The organism is Ruegeria sp. YTSC003, from assembly GCF_059609785.1.
Genome location: NZ_JBXWMK010000005.1, coordinates 14159 through 37210, shown reverse-complemented (window position 1 = coordinate 37210; position 23052 = coordinate 14159). Strand labels below are relative to the sequence as shown.

Here is a 23052-nt window from a genome sequence, read left to right as displayed (position 1 = left end):
TCATGGCTAAGGCATTCGCGTCCCAGGGGGATATGTCGGATAAGAAGATCTCTTTCACCGAGGTCGGCGAGGGCCTTTATGCCTTCACCGCAGAAGGCGATCCAAATTCCGGCGTCATCATCGGCGATGATAGCGTCATGATCGTCGAAGCGCAGGCGACTCCGCGCCTGGCCAACAAGGTGATCGAATGTGTGCGGTCCGTCACCGACAAACCGATCACCCACGTTGCGCTGACCCACTACCACGCGGTTCGCGTACTGGGTGCCAGTGCGTTTGGTGCGCAGCAGGTCCTGATGTCGGACATGGCGCGCGCCATGGTCGTTGAACGCGGGCAAGAGGACTGGGACAGCGAGTTTCAGCGTTTCCCCCGCCTGTTTGAAGGCCATGAAAGCATCCCCGGCCAGACCTGGCCCACCACCACATTCAGTGACACGATGACGGTTTATCTGGGTAATCGTCGGGTCGATCTTATGCATTTGGGCCGCGCCCACACCGCAGGTGATATCGTCATTCACGTACCCGACCAGAATGTCATGTTCACCGGTGACATCGTCGAATACCACTCCGCCTGTTATTGCGGTGACGGGCATTTCGGCGATTGGGGTGATACGCTGGATGAAATCAAGTGGTTCGACGTCGATGCCATCGCACCTGGTCGCGGAAACGCCCTGGTCGGCAAGGACATGGTCAATGCAGCGATCGAAAACACCCGTGACTTTGTCGATAGCACCTACCGCCCGGCTGCGAAAGTGGCGGCACGCGGAGGATCTCTGAAAGAGGCATGGGATGCAGTGCGCGCAGAGTGCGATCCGAAATTCGCCGATTACGCGATCTACGAACATTGCCTGCCTTTCAATGTCGCCCGCGCCTATGACGAAGCCCGCGGCATTGACACGCCCCGTATCTGGACCGCCCAGCGCGACTTGGAGATGTGGGAGGCCCTGCAGGGCTGAAGAAGACGAGCAAACTTGATCCAGATCGTTTTGCACAGGGGAAATAGGTGGAATCATAGGGCAAGGCCTTCTGGCGCACACGTGCCAGAGGGCGGGATTTAGTGCGCCCACGGCGCCTGAGTATCGGGGGAGAGCCCATGAACAAGATTTTCGAAGTTCCACTCTATGCCTATCAACGCAGCCCGGATCAGGACACGGCAAGCTCGGTACGACACAAGGTTATCGTGATTGGTGCCGGCCCGGTTGGGTTGGCCGCAGCCATTGATCTGGCCCAGAAAGGGGTCCCTGTCGTCGTGCTGGACGACAATGACAAGGTTAGTTTTGGCAGCCGCGCGATCTGCTTTTCACAGCGGTCTCTGGAAATCGCCGACCGTCTGGGCGCCGGGGGTAAGTTGGTCGATAAAGGCGTACTGTGGGATGCCGGCAAAGTCTTTTTTGACAACCGCCAGGTCTATGAGTTTCACCTGCAACCCGACGCCGGCTATGCGCATCCGGCCTTCATCAACCTGCAACAATACTATTTTGAAAAAGCGCTAGTTGAACGGATACGGGAATTGCAGGCCAAGGGCGCGCCGATTGAAATTCGCGGCCAGAACAAGGTCGAAGCCGTCGGCACCCACAACGATCACGTCAAGCTTGAAGTCGAAACGCCCGAAGGCCCCTATAACGTTGAGGCGGATTGGCTGATTGCCTGTGACGGTGCAAACTCGCCTACCCGCCGCATGCTCGGCCTGGATTTCGAAGGCCGTGTATTCGAAGACAACTTTCTGATTGCGGACGTGGTGATGCAGGCGGACTTCCCGACCGAACGCTGGTTCTGGTTCGATCCGCCGTTCAATCGCGGACAATCTGCCCTGCTGCACAAACAACCCGACAACGTGTGGCGGATCGACCTGCAACTAGGAAGGGACATCGATCCCGAGAAGGAAAAACAACCTGAAAACGTGATCCCTCGCCTAAAGGCGATGCTGGGCGAAGAGATCAATTTCGAACTTGAATGGGTCTCGATCTACACGTTCAAATGCCGTCGGATGGAGCGGTTCCGTCATGGTCGCGTTTTGTTTGCTGGCGACAGCGCTCATCAGGTCAGCCCCTTTGGCGCGCGCGGGGCCAACTCTGGCCTGCAGGACACAGACAACCTGTGCTGGAAACTAAAGATGGTTATTGACGGCGACGCGCCCGAGCTTTTGCTGGACAGCTACAACCGCGAACGGGTCGAAGCCGCTGATGAGAATATACGCATGTCCACCCTATCGACGGAATTTATCACGCCCAAATCCGATATGTCGCGTCTTTTACGGGATGCGGTTTTGGACCTCAGCGAGCACTACGCGTTTGCGCGCCCGCTGGTCAATTCCGGCCGGTTGAGCACACCATGCGCATATTCCGGATCATCGCTGAGTTCTGCGGATGCTCTGACCGGGCCAGAGATCACGCGCCCCGGTTCCGCCTGCCCGGACGCGCCTTTGGGTGATGAATTTCTGCTGCCCAAGTTGGCCGGGAAATTCACGCTGCTGACGATAGATGCGGATGCACCCGACAGTATCGAAGAGGGCGGTGTACAGGCGACGCGGCTGGCCCTGTCGGTCAAGGATGACCTGTCTTTGGAGTTGAAGCGCAGGTATCTGGGTGATGCCACAGGCGCGGTGTACCTGATCAGGCCTGACCAACACGTTGCAGCCCGTCGCGACACATTCGAAGAAAACGCGTTCCAGCAGGCGATCCGCCGGGCAACCGGTAAGGAGTGAACGAAATGACCAATCTGATCCTTTCCCCCAATCTGGAAAATGCCGACGGTTTCTATGCCGATTTGGTGGCGGCGCATGATGGGCTGGTCAAAGCCGACAGTGACGCCCTGAATGCACGTCTGGTTCTGGTCCTGGCCAATCACATCGGCAATGCAAATGTATTGTCTAGCGCCCTGAAAGCCGCCACGCTGAAGGACACCTGACGAACTGAGGAGATCGATGATGAGCGGCGTGGTGTTGTATGACTTTTGGCGGTCTTCGGCCAGCTACAGGGTGCGCATCGCGCTGAATCTGGCCGGGATTACCTATCGCGGAGTGTCGGTTGATCTGGCAGCGGGCGAACAGAGATCCGACCACCACTTGGCGCGTAATCCACAGGGGCTGGTCCCCGTGCTCGAGATTGACGGGCTGCGGTTGACGCAATCTCTGGCCATTATCGACTACCTTGACCAAACTCGCGGCCTTGGACTGTTGCCTCCGGAACCGGCGGCCCGGGCGCATGCGCTGGCTTTGGCGCAATCCATCGCGGTTGATGTGCATCCGGTCTGCAACTTGTCCGTCGCGCAGTATGCGACCGCGCTGAGTGATGGTGCTGACGGTAAGCCCGGTGACTGGATGCGCCATTTCATTCGCCCCGGCTTACTGGCTTTTGAGGCACTTCTCGAGGGTTTTGAACAAGCGCCCTATTGCACCGGAACCAAGCCCGGACTGGCCGATGTTTGTCTGGTCCCGCAAATGTACAATGCGCGCCGTTGGGACGTGGATTTATCGGACTTGCCGCGCAGTCTAAGCGCTGAGACCGCTTGTGCCGAACATCCAGCCTTTGCCGCAGCCCACCCAGACTTCCACGCACCCTCTTGACCTGGCGCACAGAGCCTGTGTGACGGCGCGAGTGGCAATACCATTTGCAGCGCCATATCTTGTTCGAAACGTATGCTAGAGGCCCCAATGTCAGAGATCACCGGCTATCACGCCCATGTCTATTTCGACGCAAACACGCAAGCCATTGCCCAGCAGGTCTGCGAAGACGTTGCCGATCTGTTTCCCGTGCAGATGGGGCGCATGCATGCCAAAAATGTAGGCCCCCACCCGCGATGGAGCTGCCAGCTGGGCTTTGGTCCAGACGCGTTCGATCAAGTCATGCCTTGGCTAATGCTGAACCGACAGGGCCTGACCATCTTCACCCACCCCGAAACCGGCGACCATCTGGCGGATCATCGGGACCGGGCCATCTGGATGGGTGAAATGCTGGATCTTGATCTGTCGATCTTTGACAAAGTGAGCACTTAAGTCAGCGCCTTTGCCTGATCCCGCAGTTTGAACTTTTGAATCTTACCGGTCGAGGTCTTGGGCAAGGGGCCAAACACCACGGTCTTGGGGGCTTTGAAATGAGCCATATTATCCCGGCAGAATGCGATGATATCGACCTCGGTCGCCTGCGCATTGGGCTTCAGCTCGATGAACGCACAGGGCGTTTCGCCCCATTTGTCATCCGGGCGCGCGACCACGGCCGCCTCCATCACCGCCGGGTGCTTGTAAAGGATATCCTCAACCTCGACGGATGAGATATTCTCACCACCCGAAATGATGATGTCTTTCGACCGGTCCTTAAGCGCAATGTAGCCGTCCGGATGCATCACCCCAAGATCGCCAGAGGCAAACCATCCGCCTCGGAATGCCTTATCTGTGGCTTCGGCGTTCTTGAGGTAGCCTTTCATGACAACGTTTCCTTGCATGAAAATCTCACCCATCGTCTCACCATCGGCAGGCACCGGTTCCAGCGTGTCCGGATCCGCAACCATCAGCCCCGACAGGGCCGTATAGCGCACACCCTGACGGACCTTCAGCGCCGCGCGGTCTTCGGCCTCTTTACCGTTCCATTCATCCTTCCAGGCGCAGACAACCGACGGACCATAAGTTTCAGTCAATCCATAGACATGGGTAACCTCAACGCCCATGTTTTCCATGCTTTCGATCACAGCGGCGGGCGGCGGTGCGCCGGCGGTCATCACCTTAATCTCATGATCGAAATCCTTGAGGTGTTCAGGCGCATTGGCAAGCATGTTCAGAACGATCGGCGCGCCGCAGAAATGCGTGACTTTCTCATCCCTGAACGCCGCATAAATCGGTTCGTCCCGCACGGCCCGCAGGCAGACGGAAACACCCGCATTGGCGGCCATCGCCCAGGGGAAACACCAGCCGTTGCAGTGGAACATCGGCAGGGTCCACAGATAGACCGAGTGCTTTGGCATATTCCAGTCCAGCAGGTCCGACTGTGCATTCAGCGCGGCCCCTCGGTGGTGATACACGACACCTTTCGGATTGCCGGTTGTACCTGACGTGTAGTTCAGCGTGATCGCGTCCCACTCGTCATTGGGTAGTGACCAGTTGAATTCAGGGGCGCCCTCGGCCAGCAAGGCGTCGTAGGTTACGCTGCCCAGTTTCTCACCACCCTCAAAGCTCGGGTCCTCGATATCGACGATCAGTACATCGTGATCCACCTGTTCCAGCGCCTCTTTGACCACGCCTGAGAACTCGGGATCGACCAGAAGGACTTTGGATTCTGCGTGATTCAGAATGAAGGCAATGATCGGTGCGTCCAATCGGGTGTTGATGGCATTCAGAACAGCGCCCGCCATCGGCACGCCAAAATGCGCCTCATACATTTCCGGAATGTTGGCCGCGATGATTGAAACCGTGTCGCCCGCGCTGATTCCGCGTGCGGACAATGCGCCTGCCAGCCGGCGGCAGCGGGCATAGGTTTCAGCCCATGTATAGCGACGCGCGCCGTAAACTACCGAAGGGTAGTCCGGATAAATATGCGCTGTTCGCTCGACAAAACTCAGCGGTGACAACGGCGTATAGTTTGCCCGGCATTTGTCCAAATGACGCTCATAGATGCTGGCTTGTGTCATTTGCTGATCCTCCCTCTGCGGTTCCGGCGAATTGAGCACAAAGTCGTTCCTCTGACAAACCCGTAAAAATACGGCGCGGCCATGGACTGGAATTACGGGATGGTGCAATCTGGCCCTATCTCCGACAGAGCTTTCGCGGTGATCTGAGCCATCGAAACACAAAGCCGGGAAAGCCCATTTTTGGCAACCCGCGCCCCAGTCATTCTGAAAGGACATGTCATGGACGGCACGTTCAACGAAAACGATCTCTCGCACGTGGTCGAAGCCGACCGCGCCCATATCTGGCACCACCTGCTGCAGCATAAGCCATTGGAAACCAATGATCCCAAGATCATTGTCGAAGGCAAAGGCATGCGCGTCTGGGACCAGAACGGCAAAGAGCATCTGGACGCCGTGTCCGGTGGCGTCTGGACCGTAAACGTAGGCTATGGCCGCGAATCGATCTGTAAGGCGGTTCACGATCAGCTGATGAAGCTGTGCTACTTCGCCAATACCGCAGGGTCTATTCCCGGTTCGATCTTTGCTAAAATGCTGATTGAAAAAATGCCGGGCATGAGCCGGGTCTACTACACCAACTCCGGCTCTGAGGCGAACGAGAAGGTGTTCAAGATGGTTCGCCAGATCGCGCACAAGCGCTACGGCGGCAAGAAAACTAAGATTCTGTACCGTGACCGCGACTATCACGGCTCGACGCTGGCAACCATGTCTGCAGGCGGTCAGGACGAGCGTACGGCGCAGTACGGCCCCTTCGCGCCCGATTTCGTCCGCGTTCCCCACTGCATGGAATACCGCAAGCACGAGCTGGACGGCGCGCCTGAAGAAAACTTTGGCGTCTGGGCCGCGGATCAGATCGAAGAAGTGATCCTGCGCGAAGGTCCCGAAACCGTTGGCGCCCTGTGTCTTGAGCCTGTGACCGCAGGTGGTGGCGTCATCGAAGCGCCCGAAGGGTATTGGGAACGCGTGCAGGAAATCTGCAAAAAGTACGACATCTTGCTGCATATCGACGAAGTTGTCTGCGGCGTGGGCCGTACCGGCACCTGGTTCGGTTATCAGCAGTACGGCATCAAGCCGGACTTCGTGACCATGGCCAAAGGCGTTGCCTCAGGTTATGCGGCGATTGCCGTGATGGTCACCACCGAGGAAGTCTTTGACATGTTCAAGGACGACATGTCGGACCCGATGAGCTATTTCCGCGACATCTCGACCTTTGGTGGCTGCACCGCCGGTCCAGCTGCGGCAATCGAAAACATGCGCATCATCGAAGACGAGAACCTGTTGCAGAACTGCACCGACATGGGCAACCGGATGCTGGGCAACCTGCAGGCGCTGATGGAAAAGCACGAAGTTATCGGCGACGTGCGCGGCAAGGGCCTGTTCCTGGGTGCTGAACTGGTCGCAGATCGTGCCACCAAAGAGCCGATGGACGAGAAAAAGGTTCAGGCGGTCGTTGCCGACTGTATGGCGCAGGGCGTCATCATCGGTGCCACCAACCGTTCGATCCCCAGCCGCAACAACACGCTGTGCTTCTCGCCTGCACTGATTGCAACCGCAGACGACATCGACCAGATCACCGACGCGGTCGACGGCGCACTGGGTCGTGTATTCGGCTGAACCTAACTGAATACATCTGCCACCACTCACGCAATCACGGCAGATGAACTTAAACCGGCGCGCCACCCGCGCCGGTTTTTTGTGTTTACGCATATGGGTTTGTCAAATGCGTCTACTCCAGTACCCTGTAGTTATCACACCCCATGCAGGAGACGTGTCCAATGGTACTCAAGCTCATCCGAAGCCTCGCCGCCGTGGCCACCCTTGCGGTCACCACCCCTTCCAGCGCTGATGAAGGCAGCGGCTTTCCCCAGATCGTCGGCACCTGGCACGGCACCTATCTGGTGGCCTTCGCCAAATCGAACCCAAATCACGGGAAAGGTCTGCTGAAAACCGAGATGGAGCTGGAAGTCACCAAACTGGACGGCAATCTCATCACTGCCACCAACCGCTGGCGGCGTATCGGCGACGAAGAGTGGGTCGTAGAAGAAGCTATGGGCACTTTCAGTCTGGACGACCCCACCCGCTTTGTTCTGGCCGAGGCTGGGATTTCGGGCGAAGACGTCTCGGCGGGGATTTTCAACGGGGTCTACCTGGATGACGTGATCATGGTCACCTATGCCGGTCCGGGAACCGGCGTGGCGTTTGCGGCGCAGTTGGTGAAGAAAGACCCAAACAAATAGGCTTATGGCTCCGTTGAAATTAGCAAAACTCGCCAGCCAAAGTTTGGCCGCCATCCTTACTCTTGCCGTTATGCCGCCACTGATGCAGACTTGTTTCAGGAAGGATGTCTGCTTAACCGCATAGCAAGTTGGCAGACCACCCAGCGCGACACCATTCTTTGAGAGGAGTGTGTCATGGCATCCAAAACTACAGGGTCCACACCACCGGACAACATGACGCCGCAACATGCGGCCATGCCCCAAATCAACAAGGTAACTACAGGTGATGTCACCGAGTCGCTGAAGGCAGGGTTTTCCGACTTTCTGGCGCGCCCCTTCATGAGTGGGTTCTTCGGCCTGTTCTATGCGGTTTTCGGAATCCTGATGGTTTGGAGTCTGGTCTGGCTTGGAAAGATCTGGATGATCATTCCCGCCATTGTTGGATTCCCGCTGGTCGCGCCTTTCGCTGCCGCCGGGCTCTACGAAATGTCCCGTCGGTTGCAGAACGGAGAGAGGTTCGGCTGGTCAGAAATCCTGACTGTGATGGCCAATCAGCGCAAACGCGAAATGGGATGGATGGCCTTTGTCACCCTGTTCATTTTCTGGGTTTGGATTTACCAGATCCGGCTTTGGCTTGCGATCACCCTGCAAAACGCATCCTTTTCGGATTTTGAAGGGTTCTTGAATACCGTATTCTTCACGCCTCAGGGCTGGGCCTTCCTCGCCATCGGAACTTGCGTCGGCGCATTTCTGTCGGCGGTCCTTTTTTCGGTCACTGTCATTGCCATGCCCATGTTGCTTGACCGGGAAACCAATTTTGTTTCCGCCATGTTGACTTCTTTGCGCGTCGTCGCGGAAAGCCCGGGTGTCATGCTCACTTGGGCTGCGATCATCTCGGTTACCATGCTGTTGTCGCTGGTTCCGGCATTTCTGGGCCTGATCTTCACACTGCCGATCCTTGGCCACGCCACGTGGCATCTTTATCAACGGGCGGTACCACCAGCGCAGGAATAATCTATCCGAGCATCACCATGGACGTTATGCGCTTTAGTTTACCGAAGTGTTGCTGAGTTCACTTTCGGCTATCAATGAAAAAGGCCGCCCCAAACGGGACGGCCCTTCATTCACTGTCTCTCGAAAGAGGATCAAGCAGCCAGAGCGGCCTGAGCTTTGGCGACGATCGTGCCGAACGCTTCCGGTTCGTGCACGGCCAGGTCGGCCAGAACTTTGCGGTCCACTTCGATACCGGCCAAGGTCAGGCCGTTGATGAAGCGGGAATATGTCAGTGCTTCGTCATGCGAACGGACAGCAGCGTTGATACGCTGGATCCACAGCGCGCGGAAGTTGCGCTTGCGGTTCTTACGGTCGCGGGTTGCATACTGGTTCGCCTTATCGACGGCCTGACGGGCAACCTTGAAGGTGCTCTTGCGGCGGCCATAATAACCTTTGGCGGCCTTGATAACCTTCTTGTGACGGGCGTGAGTTACGGTTCCACCTTTAACGCGGGACATCTCTTAATCTCCTCTTAGCGGTCGTAGGGCATGTAGCCCTTGACGATCTTGGCGTCGGGGGCGGACAGGGTGGTGTTGCCACGGGCGTCGCGGATGAATTTCTTGGTCCGCTTGATCATGCCGTGACGTTTACCGGCTTGGCCAGCAAGGACCTTACCGGTCGCAGTCACCTTAAAGCGCTTTTTGGCGCTCGACTTTGTCTTCATCTTAGGCATTTCCGTCTCCTTTCGGGGTTCGGTTTCAGACGCGACTCGGCATGCCATCTCGGCCGGTCACGCGATCAGAAGCGCCGTTTACGCAAGTTCGACTATACTGGCAAGGGGGTTTGGACCAGAATCTGCGCTTTTTACAGGCTGATCAGGCACCGGGGCGACAAAGGCCGCCCCGGTGGTTTGATTTAGTGTTCGAATTTGCGGATTTCGCCAGTCTTTAGTCGACTCGAATAGCTGGCCAGTTCTTCACGCACCACCTTCATCAGGAAGTAGAGCGCAAACACGTTCACGACCGCCATCGCAAAGATTGCCGCATCCGAGAAGTCGATGACAGGGCCAAGATTGGCCGCCGCGCCGATAACAACGAAGATGCAGAAGATGACCTTGAACACCAGCTCCTTGGCGTGGCCTTCCCCGAACAGGTAAGTCCAGGCCTTGAGGCCATAGTAGGACCAGCTGATCATGGTTGAGAAGGCAAACAAGACCACCGCAATCGCCAGTACATATGGGAACCAGCTGAAGGCACTACCAAAGGCTGCCGAGGTCAGGCTGACGCCCGAGTTGCCATCAACAGTCGCAATAGCATTGCCCGCTTCGTTCAGCATGTAATTGCCGGTTTCCGGATCGACGATCAGCTGCTGGGTGATGATGATCACCAGCGCAGTCATCGTACAGATCACAACCGTGTCGATGAACGGCTCAAGCAACGAGACGAACCCTTCGGTGATCGGCTCTTTGGTCCGAACAGCCGAGTGCGCAATCGCCGCAGAACCCACGCCCGCTTCGTTCGAAAACGCGGCACGCCGGAAGCCCTGGATCAGTGCCCCGACCATACCACCAGCGACGCCGAGGCCGGTGAAGGCACCTGCGAAAATCTGGCCGAACGCCCAGCCGATTTGATCAGCATTCATGATGATAATCACCAATGCCGCGGCCACATACAGGATGCCCATGAACGGAACGACCTTTTCGGTCACCCGTGCGATGGATTTCAGGCCGCCCACAATGACAAGGAACACGATGATTGCAAAGACAACCCCTGTGATCCATCCGGGATAGTCGCCCGTGATGCCCGCAATCTGTTGGTGAGCCTGATTGGCCTGGAACATATTGCCCCCGCCCAGCGCGCCCAGAATACAGAAGATCGAGAACAGGACGGCCAGAATCTTGCCTCCAGGCAGGCCCAGCTCGTCAAAGCCCTTGGACATATAGTACATTGGGCCACCGGAAACGGTGCCATCTTCGTATTCGTTACGGTATTTCACACCCAACGTACATTCGGTGAATTTCGACGCCATGCCTAACAGGCCCGCGACAATCATCCAGAAGGTGGCTCCCGGTCCGCCAATGCCTACGGCGACCGCCACACCGGCGATGTTACCAAGACCAACTGTCCCCGACAGCGCCGTGGCCAGAGCCTGAAAGTGGCTGACCTCACCCGCGTCATTGGGATCGGCGTAGTCGCCTTTGACAAGGCTGATCGCATGGCCAAAGAACCGCAGCTGCACAAAGGCAAAGTACAGCGTGAAGACAGTCGCCGCGACGACCAACCAACCCACGATCCACGGGAAACTGGTTCCCGGAAACGGCGCAAAAATAAAGCTAACAAATGGACCGGTGAAATCGGCAAATGCCTGATTGATCTTGTCGTCCAGCCCGGGCGCCTCTTGCGCCATCGCAGGAGCGGCGATCAAGGCGGCGATTACAGCCAGCCAGAGATGTTTCAACATAGTCATTCTCATCCCTCCCGTCAGTTCACAACAGTGACTGGCACATCGGCGTGCATGACCAGATTTTGGGTCGAGCTGCCAAACAAGCGTTTCTTGAATCCATCAGCCGAGGCGCGCCCGACGATGATCTGCGAACCGCCATTCTCAACGGTGATTGCGTTCAGAGTTTCAGCCACGTCGCCATGACGCACGATGCCCTGCACTGTGTAACCATCTGCGGTCAGAGCCTCGACAGCCGGGGTAACAATCCGGTTCGTCGCAAGTTCGATTTCTTCTTCTCGCCGCTTGTGCCGCAATGCGTTCTCTTCAGGGGTCTGAAAAGTAAATGGGGACCATTCGATGACATAAACAACCAGCAATTCACACGTACCAATTCGGCCAGCCAGATCTTTGGCAAAGGCGATGGCGTGTTCTCCGGTTTCTGTCCCGTCCAGTCCAATGACAATTTTCGTTGTCATAACGTTCCTCCAATAATTTTGGTTATGCCGGGACCCGTGCCCCCGGCAGGGCAGCCGGAACCTGGAACTTATTAAGTGGACCGCCCATGCGCCCGAGTATCCCGGAAAAACCCTCAAAAACAGAGAGTTATCTTGCAAACACATCCGTTATTTCGGTATGCTATTGAAATTTATATACTTTTTCCGCCCAAAATTTAGGCGTATCGGTTTGATACCAGCTTTTCAAGGCCCTGCATCGCAACTGTCACCCGGGATCAGTGTTGTAGATCAGCCGTTCATCGCAAGGCGCGATACGCAAAATATTGGTCGTTCCCGGGACGTTGAAAGGCACACCGGCAGTCACCACGATCTGATCGGCTTCGGATGCGAACCCACCGGCACGGGCCGCACGGGCCGCGTTGACGACAGCGCCTTTGAACCGCTCAAGCTCGGGCGTCATCACGCAATGACAGCCCCAGCTCAGACACAGACGCCGCGCGGTTCCCGTGGCAGGCGTCATCGCGATGATCGGAACGCCTGGACGTTCGCGGGCAGTCAGAAGCGCGGTGGTGCCGCTTTGGGTAAAACAGCAAATCGCCTTGATATCTGTTTTTTCTGCAATCTCACGCGCGGCGGCAACGATTCCATCGGCAATAGTGGTCCCCTTTGCCGTCCGGGACGCTGCGATAATCTGCGTGTAGGTCGGGTCCGCTTCGACCTCGATCGCAACCTTGTTCATGGTTTGCACGGCCTCGATTGGGTACGTACCCGCAGCGGATTCCGCGCTGAGCATGATCGCATCCGTGCCTTCGTAGATTGCTGTCGCCACGTCCGAAACTTCGGCCCGGGTTGGCATCGGGCTTTCGATCATGCTTTCCAGCATCTGAGTGGCCACGATCACGGGCTTAGCCGCCCCACGGCATTTGCGTACCAGTCGTTTCTGGATCGGGGGCACCGCCGACACAGGAAGCTCAACACCCAGATCGCCGCGCGCGACCATGATCCCGTCAGAGGCATCCAGAATGTCGTCGAATGCCTCGACCGCTGCAGGCTTTTCGATCTTGGACAGGATCGAGGCGCGACCGTCGGCCAGCGCGCGCGCTTCAAACACATCCTTGGCACGCTGCACAAAGCTCAGTGCCAGCCAATCCACACCCAGTTGGCAGACGAATTCCAGGTCGTCGCGATCCTTGGCCGACAAGGCGGCCAGCGGCAGCACCACATCAGGAACGTTCACACCTTTGCGGTTCGAGATCGTACCGCCGACCTCAACGGTGCAATTAGCGAAATCCTGGCCACAGTCCTGCACGGTCAGGCGGATTTTGCCGTCGTTGACCAGAAGGCGCGCACCCGGCTCCAACGCGGCAAAAATCTCGGGATGCGGCAGGCAAACGCGGTTGATATCTCCGGGCGCAGGGTCCAAGTCCAGACGGAAGGCCGCGCCTTCTTCAAGTTCTTCTGCGTCGTTGGCGAACACCCCGACACGCAACTTGGGTCCTTGAAGGTCAGCCAGAATTGCGATTGGCCTGTCCAGATCTTTTTCAATCTGTCGGATGATCCGGTGGCGTTCGCGGATCTCATCATGGCTGCCGTGACTCATATTCAGGCGGAAGACGTCTGCGCCTGCCTCGTACAGCGCGCGGATCATGTCATAGTCATTTGACGCCGGTCCCAGCGTCGCCACGATTTTCACATTTCTCAGGCGTCGCATTGGTCTGGCTCTCCTAACGTCTTCTCTTGATTCTGCGCAAATGTTACCGCAAACATTGCTCCGCCTGCTTATTGCGCAATTCCCTTTTCAAAGCAACTGCCCTAAACCTGCGACAAACTAGATGACAGGCTTATGACGTATTCCCCGTTTTTTATCCACGGCGCGGATCGGCCCTCGCGCTGGCTGATCACATGCGACCACGCATCCAACTTGGTTCCGCCCGAAATCCACGGTGGCGATCTTGGCCTACCTCGTGAAGATATGGAACGCCACATCGCTTATGATGTAGGTGCCTACGAGGTGTCAAAACATCTGGGTGAGCTTTTGAGTGCACCCGTGATCGCGGCCAATTTTTCCCGCCTCGTGATTGATCCGAACCGCGGCGAAGATGATCCGACCCTGTTGATGAAGCTCTATGACGGGTCGATCATTCCCGGCAACCGGCACGCCGATGCGGCAGAACGAGAGCGGCGGTTGAACATGTGCTATCGCCCGTATCATGACGCGCTGGCGCAGATGGCCGCGTTGCCGCATGCGGTGATCGTGTCGATGCACTCGTTCACGCGGCAATTAAGGGGTCGTGATCCCCGCCCGTGGCATATTGGGGTTTTGCATACTCCGGACGAACGGTTCTCGGGCCCGTTGATCAACCGTCTAGAGGCCGAGGGTGACCTTTGCGTCGGCGTTAATGAACCCTATACCGGCGTGCTGCCCGGTGATGCCATTGACAAACACTGTACCAGTTTTGGTCGCCCCAACGCACTGATCGAGCTGCGCAATGACCTGATTGCCGAACACGCGGGACAGCGAGAATGGGCCGAGCGGCTAGCCCCTATCCTGCAGGACGCACTGGGCGAAAGCGGGTTGTGACAAATGCCCTCACGTCATTGTGAGAACCCGCCCCAGACCCCATATTATTGGGAAAGGAGGCCACAATGACTCAGGAGTTTCTGACGTCCGTCTTTGGCTGGATGGCTGTGCTTAACATCGCGGTTCTGCTGTTCACCACAGTGATGATCTTGCTGTTGCAGGATTGGATCGCAGGCATCCACGGCAAGATGTTCCAGATGGAGCGCCCCGCAGTGAAACGGGCATATTTCCGGTATCTGGCCAACTACAAGATTTTGACACTGATCTTCTGCATCACTCCTTGGCTGGCATTGAAACTGGCCTGATACGCTGATCGTTGAAACATCGCCCTTTGGCCGCTAGGTCATTTACAGCACGTATTTCTGTCATCCGGAGCCAGACCATGCACAAGCAAACCGAAATAGAACTTCAGGCAGCCGCATTCCGTCGCTTGCAACAGCATCTGATGGAGGACCGCACCGATGTGCAGAACATCGACATGATGAATCTGGCCGGGTTCTGCCGCAACTGCCTGTCGCGATGGTATCAGGAAGCCGCCAATGAAAAAGGCATCGAGATGGGCAAGGATGAAGCCCGTCAAATTTTCTATGGCATGACCATGGATGAATGGAAAGCCAACTACCAGACCGACGCCAGCCCGGAGAAGCAGGCCGCCTTCAAGGTCGCGTTCGAAGAGAATGTGACGAATAAGGGCTGACGCCCAAAACGAAAGAGGCCCGCCAACCTGGCGGGCCTTTTGTTTAGATTGCGACCTTGCGGCTTTCGTCCAGATAAATCTCTCGCAAACGCTTGGCGATTGGCCCCGGCGTACCGTCGCCCAGCGTAACCCCGTCAATCTCAACCACGGGCATGACAAACGCACTGGCCGAAGTTGTAAAAGCCTCATCCGCTTCCTTCGCCTCATCAATGGTGAACAGGCGTTCTTCCACTTCCATCTGCGCCTCGGCGGCCATACGCAGGACGGCCTTGCGGGTGATGCCGTGCAGAATGTCGTTCGAAAGCGGGCGGGTGACGATCTTGCCGTCCTTTACGTAGTAGGCGTTGTTGCTGGTGCCTTCGGTCACATAACCGTCCTCAATCAACCACGCATCGTCACAGCCTGCCTTCTTGGCCATCATCTTGCCCATCGACGGGTACAGCAGCTGAACGGTCTTGATGTCGCGGCGGCCCCAGCGGATGTCTTCGATCGAGATGATCTTGGCGCCCTTCTTGGCGGCTGGGCTATCGGCCAAGCCGGGCTTGTTTTGAGTGAACAGCACAAGGCTGGGCTTGGTATCTGCGGGCGGGAATACAAAATCGCGGTCGCCATCCGAACCGCGGCTGACCTGCAGATAGACCAGCCCTTCTTCGATGCCGTTCAGCTCTACCAGCTTGCGATGAATTTCCAGCAACTCATCCTTTGTGCAGGGCTCAGCCATCTCCAGCTCATCCAGAGACCGTTTGAGGCGTACTGCGTGACCTTCGAAATCGATCAGCTTTCCATCCAGAACACTGGTGACCTCATAGACAGCATCTGCAAACAGAAAACCACGGTCAAAGATGGATACTTTGGCCTCGGTCTCAGGCAGATATTCGCCATTTACATAAACGGTGCGGGTCATGTCTTGTCTCCTCAGCCCCAGAGGTCCGCTTTGGGCGGGTGCACTCCGGCATCATCAAAAATCAGCGGGTTGTCGCGGTCTTCGGCCAGCAGAAGCGGGCCGTCAAGGTCTGTTACCATTGCGCCCTGTGCCAACAGTGTCGCAGGTGCCATAGCCAAAGAGCTTCCGACCATGCATCCGACCATCACGCGATAGCCTTCAGCAAGCGCCTGTTCCCGCAGGGCCAGCGCCTCTGTCAGGCCGCCCGTTTTGTCGAGCTTGATGTTGACCACATCGTACTTGCCCTTGAGTGCAGGCAGGCTTGTGCGATCATGACAGGACTCATCGGCACACACCGGCACGGGGCGCTCCATCCCGATCAGCGCGTCATCTTCACCGGCGGGCAAAGGCTGCTCGACCAGGGCCACACCCAATCGCACCAGATGCGGGGCAAGGTCCGCGTAAACACCAGCGGACCAGCCTTCGTTTGCATCGACGATGATCGTGGCATCTGGTGCACCTGCGCGCACGGCCTCCAGCCGGGGCATGTCATCCGGCGTTCCCAGCTTGATCTTCAACAAGGGCCGATGCGCGTTGACGGCAGCCTGTGCCTGCATCTTTTCCGGCGTATCGAGCGACAGTGTATACGCAGTGATCTCTGGTCCCGGAACTGGCAGCCCGGCCAGATCCCAGGCGCGCTTTCCGGCGCGTTTTGCCTCCAGATCCCAAAGGGCGCAGTCCACCGCATTCCGCGCCGCGCCTGCAGGCAAAAGGTCCATCAGGCTGTCGCGGGTAAATTCAGCAGGCAAAGCTGCGATCTCGGCCTCGACCGAATCCAGCGTTTCATCATACCTGGCATAGGGCACGCATTCGCCCCACCCCTGATGGGTACCGTCAGAAATCCGAACCGTCAGCACCCTGGCCTCGGTCCGAGACCCACGCGAGATCGTAAAAACCTGCGCCAGCCGAAACATGTCACGAGAAACTTCTACCTGCACGCGCCAGCTCCTTCATCTTTTTCAAAATACTCTCGCCGAAGGCGGACAAGCCCGCCTCCGACGCGCCGCTTAGATCACAGTGCGGCCAGCGCATCCACCAGCTTACCCGAACCAAAGCGGAACGGGTCAGTCGCAGGCAGGCCCATTTCCGCCTCAACCTTGGCCAGGTATGCGGTGGCGTCCTCTTCGGACATATGCTGGGTGTTAACCGAAACCCCAACGACCTCACATGCCGGATTCGCGACCTTTGCCAGTGCCAGCGCCGTGTCGCGCAACGCTTCCAGTGTCGGCAACTGATAGGTCGGCAGCCCGCGCATATGCTCTCGGGTCGGTTCGTGGCTCAGGATCAGCGCATCGGGCTGGCCGCCGTGGATCAGCGCCATGGTCACACCGGAATAAGACACGTGGAACAGCGACCCCTGCCCTTCGATCAGATCCCAGTGGTCATCATCATTGTCAGGTGTCAGCCATTCGACCGAACCCGCCATGAAATCCGCGATGACCGCGTCCAATGGCACGCCGTCCCCGGTGATCAGGATGCCGGTCTGACCGGTTGCGCGGAAGGTCGACTTCATGCCGCGCTCGCGCATTTCGGCATCCATTGCCATCGCAGTATACATCTTACCGACCGAGCAATCGGTGCCAACGGCCAGGCAGCGCTTACCTTTGCGCTTGATACCATTTGCAATCGGATACTCGACCGATGGCACACGAACATCGTGCAGCTTGCGGCCAGTGGCCTCGGCAACGGCAACCAGATCGGGTTCGTCACACAACAGGTTGTGCAGGCCCGAGGCGAGGTCAAATCCTTCCTCGAGCGCCATCACCAGAACTTTCTTCCATTCCTGGCTGATCACGCCGCCACGGTTGGCCACGCCGATGACCAGCGTCTTGGCGCCGGCTTCTTTCGCTTCGGTCAGGGACATGTCGGTCAGGCCCAAATCAGCCTTACAACCTTCCATACGGTACTGGCCGACGGCATTTTCAGGACGCCAGTCCTTAATGCCAACTGCCACTTTGGCCGCCAATTGGTCGGGCGCATCGCCCAAAAACAGCAGGTACGGTGTCTCGATCATTGCGGTTCACTCCTTTGATTCTGGCGCAATCTAGGGGACGATTTCCACGAGTGTTTCGCGTTTTCGCCTGACAACGCCCCGTCACGTGGGAAATTTTTGCGCCATTCCTTTAAGTAGCGCACTAATCTTTCAAGTTTTTAAAGCGATTAAACTTTAATCGCTGTTTTGACCCAGTATTGCGGCAATTGCTGCGATTGCATTGCCGCACCTGCACAAAGATGCTTGCTATGGCTTGCGCAATTTAATACCCCATGAGGCAAGAAAATCGTAATTTCCTTTCTCGCACGAGGTCCAGATGAGCTTTCGCATCCAACCCGCCGCCCCCGCGCGCCCCAACCGTTGCCAGTTGTTCGGACCGGGATCAAACACCAAGCTGTTCCCGAAAATGGCCGCGTCGGCCGCTGACGTAATCAACCTCGACCTTGAGGACTCGGTCGCGCCGTCGGACAAGGACGCCGCGCGCGCAAATGTAATCGAAGCGCTGAACACCGTCGATTGGGGCAACAAATACATGTCCGTGCGCATCAACGGGCTGGACACACCCTATTGGTACCGCGATGTGGTGGACCTGCTGGAACAAGCCGGCGACCGGCTGGATCAGATCATGATCCCCAAGGTCGGCTGCGCGGCAGATGTCTACGCCGTTGACGCGCTGGTCACCGCCATCGAGCGCGCCAAGGGCCGCACAAAGCCCGTCAGCTTTGAGGTGATCATCGAATCCGCAGCTGGCGTTGCCCATGTCGAAGAGATCGCGGCCTCGTCTCCGCGCATGCAAGCGATGAGCCTGGGTGCAGCAGATTTTGCAGCCTCGATGGGGATGCAGACCACCGGTATCGGCGGCACGCAAGAAAACTATTACATGCTGCGCGAAGGCGAAAAGCATTGGTCCGATCCGTGGCATTGGGCGCAGGCTGCCATTGTTGCGGCATGCCGGACACATGGCGTTCTGCCCGTGGACGGACCCTTTGGCGACTTCTCAGACGACGAAGGTTACATCGCGCAAGCGAAACGTTCGGCTACCTTGGGCATGGTTGGTAAATGGGCGATCCACCCCAAGCAGATCGCGTTGGCCAACCTGGTCTTCACCCCGTCGGACGAAGCCGTGTCCGAGGCACGCGAAATCCTGGCTGCGATGGAGCAGGCCAAAGCCAATGGCGAAGGCGCAACCGTTTACAAAGGCCGTCTGGTCGACATCGCCTCGATCAAACAGGCCGAGGTGATCGTGGCGCAGGCCGAATTGATCGCCGCGAGCTGATCTAATTGAATAAGGCGCCCTTAGGGGCGCCTTATTGGGGCCTACCGGCCAAAGACGTCGTTAGGCGTCCATGTAAAACGCTCACCCTTTTTTCCTGACTTCATCATCAGGCAAGATGTACCGAGCTTCTGAAAATAGATTATCTTCAGCGGATACCAACCCGCCTTCGGCACCTCTACTTCGGTTCGTTGATTGGCCTCACACCCCTGAATACTATTGACTTTGCCGATCTGCTGCCCGCCGACCCAGGCATCGATCCCATCGTTTGACCATGTCTCCAACTCGTATACCCCCGGTGAGTCAAAGCGCATGTAACCGGTGATTTCTGCGGCGACATTATAGTGGTGGTCGAATGTCAAAACATCCTCGCCTTCGTTTGTATCCCTATAATCCAAACCGATCAGCGGCTGCCCCGGCTGAGCCTTAGGCAGCAACTGCTTGGCATGAGTGAGGTTGCGGATTTTGCGCTGAGTACCAGTTCCCACATATTTTACATTCAATCCCGCTTTTGGACTGGGTTGCGGACTGGCGGGCTGCAATTTGAGCGGCGCGGCCACTGCTGAACTGGCGATAAACGCCGCAGCTGCTATCAGCGCTCCAATGCGAACAAATTTCATTATCTTCTCCCTGTGTGTGGCCTGTTGGGGTTGTTCCCCTTCGATCAGGTCCTTGAGAAGACACTAGGCTGTGAAAATTCACCCGGCAAGCCGGTTGAAGATCACAATTCCAACGTCAGGCGCGCATATCCTTGGGTGAATCCATCACCACATAAGACGTGATCGACGTCACATGCGGCAGTGTTCCCAGAACTTCGGTGTGGAATGTCTTGTAGGAAGGCAAGTCCGCGCATTCCACGCGCAACAGGTATTCGATGGTCCCCGTGATATTGTGGCATTCGACCACTTCCGGCACACGTTGTAGGGCGCGTTCGAACCCTTCCTGTGCAGCTTTGGTATGTTCTCCCAGCCCAACGCCGATATAGGCGACAAATCCGACGCCAATCTCGGATGGGTTCAGGACTGCGCGGTAACCCGAGATTACACCCGAACGCTCCAGCTCCTGCACGCGGCGCAGGCAGGCAGAAGGAGACAGCCCCACCCGGTCGGCCAGATCCAGATTACTGATGCGGCCGTCTTGTGATAGCTCTCGCAATATTTGCTGATTTATGTGGTCAATTTTCGCCATTGATTGCGATATTAGTGAGATCACGCATTAAAACGCAATTTCATTTGTTCAGTTTGCAGCAATTATCCAACTCATGACCTACGATATCCTTCTGGCCTTGATCGCCTTTGCTTTTGTCTCGTCCATTACGCCTGGACCCAACAACCTGATGCTGATGGCGTCAGGGGCTAATTTCGGATTTCGCAAAAGCATCCCGCACATGCTGGGGATCGGGCTTGGGTTTACCTTCATGGTGCTATTGGTCGGCACCGGCCTCGTGCAGCTGTTCGACAGATATCCGATCAGCTATACGGTGCTGAAATTCGCCTCTGTTGCGTATCTTCTGTTCCTTGCTTGGAAAATCGCGCATGCCGCCCCGGCTAAGGGGCAAAACACGACAGGCACGCCGATGACGTTCCGGCAGGCGGCAGCCTTTCAGTGGGTCAACCCCAAGGCCTGGGCCATGGCCTTGACAGCCACAACTGCCTACACACCGGATCAGACCCTTCAGGCCATCGTTGTCGTGGCTCTTGTATTCGGAGCGGTCAACCTGCCCTCGGTCAGCACATGGACCGTTTTGGGTCAGCAAATGGCGCGCATCCTGACGAACCCACGCCGGCTGATGGTGTTCAACTGGACAATGGCGGCTTTGCTCGTCGGCTCGCTCTACCCTGTTCTATACCCGAACTGAGCAATTTCAGCGCCAGGTCTTCAGCCTGATTATCATGAACGTGGGCCAAAACACGCAGAACGCTGTCTTCATAACGGGTCGTCATCAGCATCCTTTCTATTTGCCCGCCTAGGGATGCATATTCTGCGGCCACATATCTTGCTGAATTCAAATCGGAATACACAGGTAAGAATGTTACACTGGGCGTATAACTCACGAGACCAATAGATTTTTCAACATGGTAAATGAGGACCAATATGAACAATCCATCTCGCCCGCTCCGCCAAATTCTGTTTGCCGCCATCCTTGCCGCAATACCGGCTATTGCGCAGGCCGATGACGTCCAGACACAAACCATGATTTCTGAACGTGTCAGCCAGCATAACCCGGCGCCCGAAGCCTATATCAAGGATCGCCCAATCCTGGGTTGGCAGCTGACCAGCGATGACTTCGACGCCATCCCCGACGCGATACGCGAAAACCTCGGTTCGGTTGATGGCACCAGTTACGATCAGGCTTACCTGACCGAGAACACCGGCTCGATCATTGCGCTGCAGTTCCGCAAGGATGGCCCAGACTTCTACATCATCGGCAAAAGCACGTTTGACGAGGCCTACGAGCTGGTTTCGCTGGACAGTGTTGCCGCCAAGAATACGCGCCTGATCGAACGGCTGGACATGGCCCCTGAGGTCAAGGCGATGTTCGAAGATCAGGCGCCCGGCATTGTTGGCGCGCTCAAGACAACACCGGTTGATATGCTGCGCCTGTCTGATCTGGGATATGCAAAAAGCGATGCTCTGACCATTCAGGCCCCATGGGGCGAACAGACCAAACCCGAAGGCGCAGACGCATTTCTGGTCTGGGACAGCGGCGAGAACCAGTACTACATGGTGAACGCTGACGACGACGGCCTTCCGACCAGCTACGTACCTGTGAAGTGACCCATACCGGCGCGGCCCTTGATCGGGGCGCGCTTTACCTTGTGTTGCATTCCTCTGACAGCAAGTTCATATAGCAATGAACTTCCGCGTTGAGAGGCGTCATGACCCAGTATCTGGATTTCGAAAAACCCCTGGCCGAGATCGAAGGCAAGGCCGAGGAACTGCGCGCGCTGGCCCGTGCCAACGAAGAGATGGACGTGGCCGAAGAAGCCGCTGCGCTGGACGCCAAGGCTGCCAAGCTGCTGGACGAGCTTTACGGTGACCTCACTCCGTGGCGAAAATGTCAGGTCGCGCGTCACCCTGAACGCCCCCATTGCCAGGATTACGTGGCAGAACTGTTTACCGAATTCACACCGCTAGCGGGTGATCGCAACTTTGCTGACGATCTGGCTGTGATCGGTGGCCTGGCCCGTTTCGACGACCAGCCCGTCATGGTGATCGGGCACGAAAAAGGCTCGGACACCAAATCTCGGATCGAACGGAATTTCGGCATGGCCCGCCCTGAAGGTTATCGCAAGGCCGTACGCCTGATGGAAATGGCTGGACGTTTCGGTCTGCCCGTCATCACTCTGATCGACACGGCCGGTGCATATCCGGGCAAAGGTGCCGAGGAACGCGGCCAGTCCGAGGCCATCGCGCGGTCGACCGAAATGTGCTTGAAGATCGGCGTGCCTTTGGTGTCTGTGATCATCGGCGAAGGTGGTTCAGGCGGCGCAGTAGCGTTTGCCACGGCAAACCGGGTCGCGATGCTGGAACATTCGGTCTATTCGGTAATCTCACCTGAAGGCTGTGCGTCGATCCTGTGGAAGGATTCGGAAAAGATGCGTGAGGCCGCCGAAGCGCTACGGCTGACTGCTCAAGACCTGCAAAAGCTGGGCGTCTGTGATCACATCATCACCGAACCCAAGGGCGGCGCGCATCGCGACCGCGCCGCAACGGTCGACTCTGTACGAGGTGCCATTGCTGCTATGCTGAAAGAACTGGATGGCAAGGATGCGGCAGCCCTGATCAAGGACCGCCGCCAAAAATTCCTGGATATCGGCTCGAAAGGGCTGGCGGCGTAATCCG

Annotated in this window: 26 protein-coding genes; 15 read left to right on the top strand and 11 right to left on the bottom strand. The window is 57.1% G+C overall.

The genetic code is table 11. From position 1 onward, the window contains the following. Nucleotides 1–2: 2 nt before the first annotated feature. The 5 genes from AC2FFH_RS11070 (at nucleotide 3) to AC2FFH_RS11050 (ending at nucleotide 3991) form a co-directional block, all read left to right on the top strand. Nucleotides 3–953: an MBL fold metallo-hydrolase gene (locus AC2FFH_RS11070; protein WP_496844415.1), complete on the top strand. Its 951-nt coding sequence runs from the start codon at nucleotides 3–5 to the stop codon at nucleotides 951–953. Between the two features lie 137 nt (nucleotides 954–1090). Further along, nucleotides 1091–2701, top strand: coding sequence for an FAD-dependent oxidoreductase (locus AC2FFH_RS11065; protein WP_496844414.1), 1611 nt, complete (start codon nucleotides 1091–1093; stop codon nucleotides 2699–2701). Between the two features lie 5 nt (nucleotides 2702–2706). Continuing rightward, nucleotides 2707–2904, top strand: coding sequence for a DUF2783 domain-containing protein (locus tag AC2FFH_RS11060; protein ID WP_496844413.1), 198 nt, complete (start codon nucleotides 2707–2709; stop codon nucleotides 2902–2904). Between the two features lie 19 nt (nucleotides 2905–2923). After that, entirely contained in the window at nucleotides 2924–3562 is a 639-nt protein-coding gene (gene maiA / locus AC2FFH_RS11055) for a maleylacetoacetate isomerase (protein WP_496844412.1), read from the top strand. Between the two features lie 87 nt (nucleotides 3563–3649). Next, a complete protein-coding gene (locus AC2FFH_RS11050) occupies nucleotides 3650–3991 on the top strand; it encodes a DOPA 4,5-dioxygenase family protein (RefSeq protein ID WP_496844411.1) in 342 nt (113 codons plus the stop codon). Here AC2FFH_RS11050 and AC2FFH_RS11045 read toward each other — a convergent pair. Then, the gene (locus AC2FFH_RS11045; protein ID WP_496844410.1) at nucleotides 3988–5616 is read right to left on the bottom strand and encodes an acyl-CoA synthetase; all 1629 of its coding nucleotides are present in this window, start codon (nucleotides 5614–5616) and stop codon (nucleotides 3988–3990) included. The genes AC2FFH_RS11050 and AC2FFH_RS11045 overlap by 4 nt on opposite strands. 219 nt (nucleotides 5617–5835) lie before the next feature. On the opposite strand from AC2FFH_RS11045, the gene AC2FFH_RS11040 reads away from it, so the two are divergent. From AC2FFH_RS11040 to AC2FFH_RS11030, 3 genes are all read left to right on the top strand, one after another. After that, on the top strand, nucleotides 5836–7227 hold the full coding sequence (locus AC2FFH_RS11040) for an aminotransferase family protein (RefSeq protein WP_496767314.1): 1392 nt from the start codon (nucleotides 5836–5838) through the stop codon (nucleotides 7225–7227). A gap of 161 nt (nucleotides 7228–7388) precedes the next feature. Beyond that, a complete protein-coding gene (locus AC2FFH_RS11035; protein WP_496767282.1) occupies nucleotides 7389–7850 on the top strand; it encodes a hypothetical protein in 462 nt (153 codons plus the stop codon). Between the two features lie 174 nt (nucleotides 7851–8024). Beyond that, nucleotides 8025–8843 carry a DUF2189 domain-containing protein gene (locus AC2FFH_RS11030; RefSeq protein WP_496767283.1) on the top strand — a complete coding sequence of 273 codons (819 nt, stop codon included), beginning with the start codon at nucleotides 8025–8027 and terminating at the stop codon, nucleotides 8841–8843. Nucleotides 8844–8974: 131 nt separating this feature from the next. On the opposite strand, the gene rplT is transcribed toward AC2FFH_RS11030, so the two are convergent. The 5 genes from rplT to pyk form a co-directional block, all read right to left on the bottom strand. Next, nucleotides 8975–9340 carry a 50S ribosomal protein L20 gene (rplT, locus tag AC2FFH_RS11025; protein ID WP_058273348.1) on the bottom strand — a complete coding sequence of 122 codons (366 nt, stop codon included), beginning with the start codon at nucleotides 9338–9340 and terminating at the stop codon, nucleotides 8975–8977. A gap of 14 nt (nucleotides 9341–9354) precedes the next feature. After that, entirely contained in the window at nucleotides 9355–9555 is a 201-nt protein-coding gene (rpmI, locus tag AC2FFH_RS11020; RefSeq protein ID WP_010443552.1) for a 50S ribosomal protein L35, read from the bottom strand. Between the two features lie 182 nt (nucleotides 9556–9737). Next, on the bottom strand, nucleotides 9738–11288 hold the full coding sequence (locus tag AC2FFH_RS11015) for an alanine/glycine:cation symporter family protein (RefSeq protein WP_496844409.1): 1551 nt from the start codon (nucleotides 11286–11288) through the stop codon (nucleotides 9738–9740). A 14-nt stretch (nucleotides 11289–11302) separates the two neighbouring features. Further along, entirely contained in the window at nucleotides 11303–11740 is a 438-nt protein-coding gene (locus AC2FFH_RS11010; RefSeq protein WP_058279007.1) for a universal stress protein, read from the bottom strand. Nucleotides 11741–11984: 244 nt separating this feature from the next. Beyond that, a complete protein-coding gene (gene pyk, locus AC2FFH_RS11005; protein WP_108861341.1) occupies nucleotides 11985–13430 on the bottom strand; it encodes a pyruvate kinase in 1446 nt (481 codons plus the stop codon). 132 nt (nucleotides 13431–13562) lie between these two features. Between pyk and AC2FFH_RS11000 the strand changes: the two genes are divergently transcribed. From AC2FFH_RS11000 to AC2FFH_RS10990, 3 genes are all read left to right on the top strand, one after another. Then, entirely contained in the window at nucleotides 13563–14300 is a 738-nt protein-coding gene (locus AC2FFH_RS11000; RefSeq protein ID WP_496844408.1) for an N-formylglutamate amidohydrolase, read from the top strand. A 65-nt stretch (nucleotides 14301–14365) separates the two neighbouring features. Continuing rightward, a complete protein-coding gene (locus AC2FFH_RS10995) occupies nucleotides 14366–14605 on the top strand; it encodes a DUF6868 family protein (RefSeq protein WP_108861343.1) in 240 nt (79 codons plus the stop codon). Between the two features lie 77 nt (nucleotides 14606–14682). Continuing rightward, on the top strand, nucleotides 14683–14997 hold the full coding sequence (locus AC2FFH_RS10990) for a DUF1244 domain-containing protein (protein WP_496767290.1): 315 nt from the start codon (nucleotides 14683–14685) through the stop codon (nucleotides 14995–14997). 43 nt (nucleotides 14998–15040) lie between these two features. Here the strand turns inward: AC2FFH_RS10990 and AC2FFH_RS10985 are convergent, their stop codons facing one another. The 3 genes from AC2FFH_RS10985 to dgcN form a co-directional block, all read right to left on the bottom strand. Beyond that, nucleotides 15041–15901: a D-amino-acid transaminase gene (locus AC2FFH_RS10985; protein WP_496726996.1), complete on the bottom strand. Its 861-nt coding sequence runs from the start codon at nucleotides 15899–15901 to the stop codon at nucleotides 15041–15043. Between the two features lie 11 nt (nucleotides 15902–15912). Next, nucleotides 15913–16878 carry an N-acetyl-D-Glu racemase DgcA gene (gene dgcA, locus AC2FFH_RS10980; protein WP_496726995.1) on the bottom strand — a complete coding sequence of 322 codons (966 nt, stop codon included), beginning with the start codon at nucleotides 16876–16878 and terminating at the stop codon, nucleotides 15913–15915. A gap of 74 nt (nucleotides 16879–16952) precedes the next feature. Next, on the bottom strand, nucleotides 16953–17954 hold the full coding sequence (gene dgcN / locus AC2FFH_RS10975) for an N-acetyltransferase DgcN (RefSeq protein ID WP_108861347.1): 1002 nt from the start codon (nucleotides 17952–17954) through the stop codon (nucleotides 16953–16955). Nucleotides 17955–18249: 295 nt separating this feature from the next. Here dgcN and AC2FFH_RS10970 point away from each other — a divergent pair, with 295 nt between their 5' ends. Further along, a complete protein-coding gene (locus AC2FFH_RS10970; RefSeq protein ID WP_496726994.1) occupies nucleotides 18250–19209 on the top strand; it encodes an L-malyl-CoA/beta-methylmalyl-CoA lyase in 960 nt (319 codons plus the stop codon). A 41-nt stretch (nucleotides 19210–19250) separates the two neighbouring features. On the opposite strand, the gene AC2FFH_RS10965 is transcribed toward AC2FFH_RS10970, so the two are convergent. Then, on the bottom strand, nucleotides 19251–19826 hold the full coding sequence (locus tag AC2FFH_RS10965) for a PA14 domain-containing protein (protein ID WP_109312215.1): 576 nt from the start codon (nucleotides 19824–19826) through the stop codon (nucleotides 19251–19253). 115 nt (nucleotides 19827–19941) lie between these two features. Next, nucleotides 19942–20394, bottom strand: coding sequence for an Lrp/AsnC family transcriptional regulator (locus AC2FFH_RS10960; RefSeq protein WP_058273360.1), 453 nt, complete (start codon nucleotides 20392–20394; stop codon nucleotides 19942–19944). A 73-nt stretch (nucleotides 20395–20467) separates the two neighbouring features. Here AC2FFH_RS10960 and AC2FFH_RS10955 point away from each other — a divergent pair, with 73 nt between their 5' ends. The 3 genes from AC2FFH_RS10955 to AC2FFH_RS10945 all read left to right on the top strand — a co-directional run bounded on the left by AC2FFH_RS10955 (nucleotide 20468) and on the right by AC2FFH_RS10945 (nucleotide 23048). Further along, nucleotides 20468–21064 (top strand): LysE family translocator, encoded by a 597-nt coding sequence (locus AC2FFH_RS10955; RefSeq protein WP_496767292.1) that lies wholly within the window; start codon nucleotides 20468–20470, stop codon nucleotides 21062–21064. Nucleotides 21065–21300: 236 nt separating this feature from the next. Continuing rightward, a complete protein-coding gene (locus AC2FFH_RS10950) occupies nucleotides 21301–21984 on the top strand; it encodes a hypothetical protein (RefSeq protein WP_496726992.1) in 684 nt (227 codons plus the stop codon). 101 nt (nucleotides 21985–22085) lie between these two features. After that, on the top strand, nucleotides 22086–23048 hold the full coding sequence (locus AC2FFH_RS10945) for an acetyl-CoA carboxylase carboxyltransferase subunit alpha (protein ID WP_108861352.1): 963 nt from the start codon (nucleotides 22086–22088) through the stop codon (nucleotides 23046–23048). Nucleotides 23049–23052 lie beyond the last annotated feature (4 nt).